This is a genomic window from Streptomyces sp. NPDC058052, assembly GCF_042885515.1.
Taxonomy (GTDB): Bacteria; Actinomycetota; Actinomycetes; order Streptomycetales; family Streptomycetaceae; genus Streptomyces.
In genome coordinates this window covers 1-5,472 of the sequence record NZ_JBHVRX010000067.1, presented here as the reverse complement: position 1 = coordinate 5,472, position 5,472 = coordinate 1, and the positions used below count along the sequence as shown (strand labels likewise).

Annotated in this window: 7 protein-coding genes; 3 read left to right on the top strand and 4 right to left on the bottom strand. The window is 65.8% G+C overall.

All coding sequences use genetic code 11. From position 1 onward, the window contains the following. Window positions 1-49: 49 nt before the first annotated feature. Complete coding sequence (locus ACFVU3_RS39770; RefSeq protein ID WP_390073678.1) at window positions 50-487, top strand: hypothetical protein; 438 nt, start codon at window positions 50-52, stop codon at window positions 485-487. Window positions 488-775: 288 nt separating this feature from the next. On the opposite strand, the gene ACFVU3_RS39765 is transcribed toward ACFVU3_RS39770, so the two are convergent. The 3 genes from ACFVU3_RS39765 to ACFVU3_RS39755 form a co-directional block, all read right to left on the bottom strand. Beyond that, on the bottom strand, window positions 776-1,747 hold the full coding sequence (locus ACFVU3_RS39765; RefSeq protein WP_390073677.1) for a hypothetical protein: 972 nt from the start codon (window positions 1,745-1,747) through the stop codon (window positions 776-778). A gap of 135 nt (window positions 1,748-1,882) precedes the next feature. Further along, entirely contained in the window at window positions 1,883-2,803 is a 921-nt protein-coding gene (locus tag ACFVU3_RS39760) for a hypothetical protein (protein ID WP_390073676.1), read from the bottom strand. 93 nt (window positions 2,804-2,896) lie between these two features. Then, the gene (locus ACFVU3_RS39755) at window positions 2,897-3,169 is read right to left on the bottom strand and encodes a hypothetical protein (protein ID WP_390073675.1); all 273 of its coding nucleotides are present in this window, start codon (window positions 3,167-3,169) and stop codon (window positions 2,897-2,899) included. A gap of 348 nt (window positions 3,170-3,517) precedes the next feature. Between ACFVU3_RS39755 and ACFVU3_RS39750 the strand changes: the two genes are divergently transcribed. Next, window positions 3,518-3,952, top strand: coding sequence for a hypothetical protein (locus tag ACFVU3_RS39750; protein ID WP_390073674.1), 435 nt, complete (start codon window positions 3,518-3,520; stop codon window positions 3,950-3,952). 42 nt (window positions 3,953-3,994) lie between these two features. After that, window positions 3,995-4,780 (top strand): transposase, encoded by a 786-nt coding sequence (locus ACFVU3_RS39745; protein ID WP_376595914.1) that lies wholly within the window; start codon window positions 3,995-3,997, stop codon window positions 4,778-4,780. Window positions 4,781-4,784: 4 nt separating this feature from the next. On the opposite strand, the gene ACFVU3_RS39740 is transcribed toward ACFVU3_RS39745, so the two are convergent. Next, on the bottom strand, window positions 4,785-5,288 hold the full coding sequence (locus ACFVU3_RS39740; protein ID WP_376415231.1) for a hypothetical protein: 504 nt from the start codon (window positions 5,286-5,288) through the stop codon (window positions 4,785-4,787). Window positions 5,289-5,472 lie beyond the last annotated feature (184 nt).

Sequence of the window (5,472 nt, the reverse complement as noted above, 5' to 3'; positions counted from 1 at the left end):
GTGAACGTCATCAAAGGAAGGGCGTCTCTGACGCCGGCGAAGGGGCCGCATGACCAGTCGACGCCCTCGGGACCTGGAAGCCGAACGTGCCGCGCTTCTGGCCGCGGCCGACCGCCTCCTGGCCGGCACGCCTTTGCGCTCGGCCTCCGGGAAGCTCACCGTCTCGGAGCTGCTACGGGAGTCCGGCCTCCGGCGCGATGTTGCCTACGGCGACCACAAGGACCTTGTTGAGGAGTTCCAAGCACGTGTCAAGGCACAGAACGCAACGCCGGCTGCCATGCAGCAACTGGCCGACAGGTACAGCGAGGTGAAGGAGAAGCTGGCGGCGGTCACAGAGCAGCTCGCGAAGGAACGGGCCGTCAGCGCCGCACTGCGGCAGATCGTTGCTGAGCTCGACCTCGAACTAACCCATGCCTTTGAGGAACTCGGTCAGTCCGACAACATCACCCGTCTGCCCGTCCCGCGACGGCGAGTGCGGCGGCGCTGACCGGATTACCCCTTTGGCCGTGTCTGACTGTCCCCGCCTGCAGCTCGCCCAGCAGCGGTTGCGGCAGGTCCAGGATGTTGCGGGGCTGGCCGGGAGGGGCTTTGCCACGCGGGTGATCGCCGACCCGGCCGAGGCCAAGTGATCAACTACTCACACCTGCTCGACAAAGATGATGTTGACAGGCAGGCGCCTGGGTTCGTCGTCGACGAGCTCGCCGACGGCGATCTTCTGGAACTCGGTCGTTTCAGCCGCTGTCTCGATCCCCTCGTCTCTCCTCCGTGGTGTAGGTCAATCCGAAGCGAGCACATCCGTCCAACAGTCGCCACACACCAAGTCGTCATCGCCAGTGGACGGGAAATGCCTTCCGCACCGAATGCAGTCGTCGAGACCCGTGAAGCTCTGCGAGCAGGTGAAACAGAACGCCCTCTGCTGCTCTGGCGCGTCGGCAAGGTACGCCTCGTCGACCAGCGTGTTAGCCCCACAGTCTGGGCAGATATCTGCGGGCTGCCCGGTCTTGCGATAGTCGCGCCAGGAATGGCCGAGCACGAGGACGGCGTAGAACAGAGGGAACGTGGCGGGCTCCCAGGACTTCTGGCAAAGGCGGCAGTCGATCTCACCGCCGTCCGCGACGAGGGTCCACTGGCCGCAGTCCGGGCAGCGCAGCGTGGTGTTCTTAAGGGGCGCGAGGTCGGGTTCGAGCCTGGCCATCCGGGCCGTGGTGTAGCTGCGGATGCGCGGTACACCATCGCGGACGAACTGCATCTCGGTGGCCAGGTGCTCGGCGTCGGCGGCGTCGAGTTCGGGGTCCAGATACTCGTCGATGAACCGCATCAGGAACTCGAGCACGGTGCCGGCCTGCGCCTCGATCGCCGCAGCGTTCAGCGTCGCGCCGAAGTGCTGGAGTTTGTTGCGCTCGCGAGCGAGCGCAGTGATCTGTCCCTTCTCCGCCGGAGCGATCTCGACACCGAGCTGGCGGAGCCGCTTGATCGCGTCCTCGATCTTGCAGCTCTGGAAGTCGGCCGCTCTGTAGGCGTCCTCGTCGGCCGTCTCGGGCTTCATGAACACCTGGGTCCAGTCGATGGAGGCCAGACACGCCTTGACCAGGACCTCGGTGGCGGCCTGGAGGTGCAGGACGGCAAACTTCATCGAGCGGCCGTCCGGTACGTCGCGGTCCAGGAGTTCGACCACGCTGCGCAGGAAGTCGAGGCCGTTGTGGACAGCTGGATAGTCCAGCTCGGGCGCGGGGGTCTCATCGCTCATGCGGGCCACTCCGAGAGGGGCGCGGACGCCTGGGGCTTGAAGTAGAGGCGGTAGTCCGGACCTTGCACGTGCTGTCTGTCGGGAGCCTGCCTGGGAGGTAGCCGATGAGGTTGTGTGGTGGTTGCAGCTCTTGACTCACCTCGGTCGGCTGCTGGCTCGCTGTATTCTCGTCGCGCAGTGAGCATCGGTGATCACCCGCTTGAAGGAGTAGCCGTTACCCTGCGTGCTGTACCGGAATCCGATCTTGGAGAGAAGCGCCGCTTCTTGTTGCCCGGCTTGCCGGAGTAGGTCGTTCAGGCCAGCCTCGTTGATCGACTCCAACGATGTCGGCACCGACGCGTACAGCTCAAGTCTTCCAGGCCAGGTGTCCCCAACGTAGTCGTCCCAGTCCTGTTTTCCGCGCGCGGAGAGACCCGCCAAGCCTGTCCCAGCCAGGCCAGACCGGAAGGCCGCGAAGTACGCCAGGTGCTTGGAGTACCAGTCATGAGTCCGGGCGATCGCTTCGCTCAGCCTCCTGGGGTCAGCCGCGTTGGCCGGGTCCAGCAGCGCTTCCATGACCTCGACATTGAGGTGATGCAGAGCGAGTTCGGCGCTCGGAATCGTCGCCGTCTCGGCGATGGGGTACCCGAGGCCAGCCAGGCTGCGCTCGATGCGAAACTCATCCAGCGCCAGAGCACCGACGCACAGCAACAACCATTCCCACTCGGCGCTCACCAGGTTTCGTCGACCCTCGGGGCCCTCTCCTCTCTCGTTCAGCTGAATGTGGCCAGCTTCGTGAGCGAGTAGGCGTTCGATGTCCCCTGTCGGGCGCATACGCGCCACCTCTGCGTTCACGACCACAGTGGATTCGTTGTTGGCGTGAACCGTGCGGGCTGCGACTTCGCCGGAGCCGCGAGCAGTCGAGTACTCCGTTTGGGATGTCAGCCCACGCACGGTGTCCACGAAGCGGTCGGTAACGATAACGGTCGCTTCGGCTTGCCCCATTGCAGACAGGCCGGCCTTCATCGCGTCAAGTCCATCGTCGGTGAGCCCGCGCCCATCCACGGTGAGCCTCATCGCTCCTCCTCTACACATTTCCCAGACCGCAGCCAGTGGATCGAGACGAGCCAAGAGCCGCTACCGCCAGATTCCGGTTCGCCCCTCCGGCCCCTAATCCAGGGCGCCGCAGTTACACAGCGACCGGAACCGCTCGCGGTTCTCAGGGGTGCTCATCAGCGTGGCATGCTCAGCCACGTCCTTGAGCGTCACTGATTCCCACTCCGGCAGCTCCGCGAAGTACGCCAGGGTGTCCGTGAGTGCCATAGCAGACACCTCGTCAGCCCCCTGCTCGGCGGGCTGCTTGATGAGAAGGCCAGCGGCCGCGACGGCATGACGCAGCCAGTGGACTGCGTAGAGCGGGCACGCCTCTGCATGCTGAATCACGGACCCTCCAGAGAGTAGGCCACTCGGCATATAGGTGAGCTTATCCGGGAGCCACGAGGCTGGCGGGGTTCGAGCGGCTCGCCGCGCCGTTGCCAGGAAGGATGGCGACAGTTGAATGTGCGAGCCCGCCAGTACCAAGGCCGTGGCCTCTCGTCCGGCTCCCGTGAAGGCCGGAGAGATTCATGAGAGTCGCCACGCCGCATTCTCCTGAGCCCCAGGACGCACACTTGCGTGCACCCTCGCGGTGCCAGCCGACCCCGACAACTCTGATTCCGACAAAGGACTTGCCTAAGGGATGTCCCGTATAAGGACGTGAGCTGGAGGTTCGCCTGACAGTACGGTCGACACGTGGAGTCGAAGAGGGGAAGCGAGTGCCCGTTGCACGGGGCCGGTGTGCGTCCTGACTACCTGGTCGGACGCCGTCTTGAGCACGTGGTCGCCTCGTGGCACCTGTACGGCTCAGAGGCTCCGTCCGGCCCGCTGGACGTGTGGCTGATCGACAGCGAAGCGGTCGCCACGCGCATCACGACCGGGTCGGACTGGTGCCTGATCGTGGAGACATCGGCCCCCTTCGCGGGATACGACATGGCAGAGTCAGGCCGCGTCGAGGTGGCGCCGATCAGCGGCGAGACCCCGTTCGCGGGCCATCTCGGCGAGACGGTGCTGGCAGTCAGCGAAGAGAGTGTCCCGGTCGACGGGCGGATTGCACTGGAGATCACCTTCGACTCCGGCCGTGTCCGGTGTGAGACCTGGTCCGGCGACCTTCGCCTGTCCAGCAAGTGATCAACGCACCAGCCACGGCGTGAACCGTGTGAGGCTCCCGCAGTGGCTGGTGTGATCACGGCGTCGCAGCCGTCCTGGATAGCCCCGTTCACCGGGTTGAGCCCCCGCTGTTTCGGCACGTTGGTGGCACAGCTGCGGCATGAGGGGGCTGACGCGGTTCGCAGAGGCCGGCCGTGGAGCTTGCCGCTGGAGGACCGGGTGCTGCTGGTCACGGCCTACTGGCGTACCAACTTGACGCTGCGGCAGCTCGCCCCGCTGTTCGGCGTCTCGAAGTCCGCGGCCAACCGCATCGTCAGCCACCTCGGCCCCCTGCTCGCGCTCAAGCCCCGCAGGCGATTCCGCAAGAGCACCGTCCTCATCGTGGACGGCACCTTGGTCCCCACTCGCGACCACACGGTGGCCGAGCGATCGAAGAACTACCGATACTCCACCAACCACCAGGTCGTCATCGACGCCGACACCCGGCGCGTCGTGGTGGTCGGCCGGCCGTTGCCCGGCAACCGCAACGACTGCAAGGCGTGGGCGCTGTCCGGAGCCGAGGACGCTGTCGGCCGCACCACTGTGATCGCCGACGGCGGCTACCGGGGCACCGGCCTGGTCATCCCGCACCGCCGTGAGCGCGGGCAGAGCGAACTGCCGGCCTGGAAAGAAGAGCACAACACTTCCCACCGCCAGGTCCGCGCCCGTGTCGAGCACGCCTTCGCCCGCATGAAAACCTGGAAGATCCTCCGAGACTGCCGGCTGAAAGGCGACGGCGTCCATCACGCGATGAGAGGCATCGCCCGCCTGCACAACCTCGCACTCGGCCGGCAGGCGAGCGGTAGATGAGGACCTACCCTGCCCAGATTTCAGGCCCCTGCTTGACGACGACGAGCCCGTACGCCTGGCCGGAGGGCCAGAGGTCCACCTGATAAAGGAAGTGGTCACCGGAACCTCTGCCGGTGCCGGCCGGTGGTGGTCCGGCCGGGACGTAAGAGACCCGAGCACGTAGCAGTCCAGCGGGAACAGTCAGGCTCGGCCCGTCGGCAGGATCGGTGCCGGGGCTGGACATGGTGAGCCGACCGGTTGGCACGTCAAGGTCGGTCTCCACGATGTGCTCGGCCGCCGGGTCAGCCGTTGGCGCGGAAGCGTGAACAGTGATGAGCGACTCGACGATGTCGTCCCGAGCGGTGCCGACCGAGATCGAGTGCGGTTCCACACCGATGCGGTGGACGTAGACCGCTTCGTCCGTCCAGCCCGCGGGTGCCAGGTCCGGGTCCATCGCGTGCTCGGCGATCCACGCGTCATAGGGACCAAGGTCTTGGACGTAGAACTGCCCGTGATCGGCGTCGATCATGAATCTCAGCGAAGCGTCAGCCACTAGCGCAGACTATCGAAGCCGATGGGGGCTGCTGAGGCGGGTGCAATCCAGCTGGTCAGCCCAGGGCAGACGAAACCAGGCGGCCAGCGCAACCCCACCTCGATCACTCAGTCGACCGCGTGGTGCAGAGGGACGCCAGACTCGTTTGCGGGACAGCCCT

Excerpts from the sequence above, each read along its gene's own strand:
- ACFVU3_RS39760 (WP_390073676.1), bottom strand. The coding sequence starts at position 2,803 with ATGAGGCTCACCGTGGATGGGCGCGGGCTCACCGACGATGGACTTGAC.
- ACFVU3_RS39765 (WP_390073677.1), bottom strand. The coding sequence starts at position 1,747 with ATGAGCGATGAGACCCCCGCGCCCGAGCTGGACTATCCAGCTGTCCAC.
- ACFVU3_RS39740 (WP_376415231.1), bottom strand. The coding sequence starts at position 5,288 with ATGATCGACGCCGATCACGGGCAGTTCTACGTCCAAGACCTTGGTCCC.
- ACFVU3_RS39770 (WP_390073678.1), top strand. The coding sequence starts at position 50 with ATGACCAGTCGACGCCCTCGGGACCTGGAAGCCGAACGTGCCGCGCTT.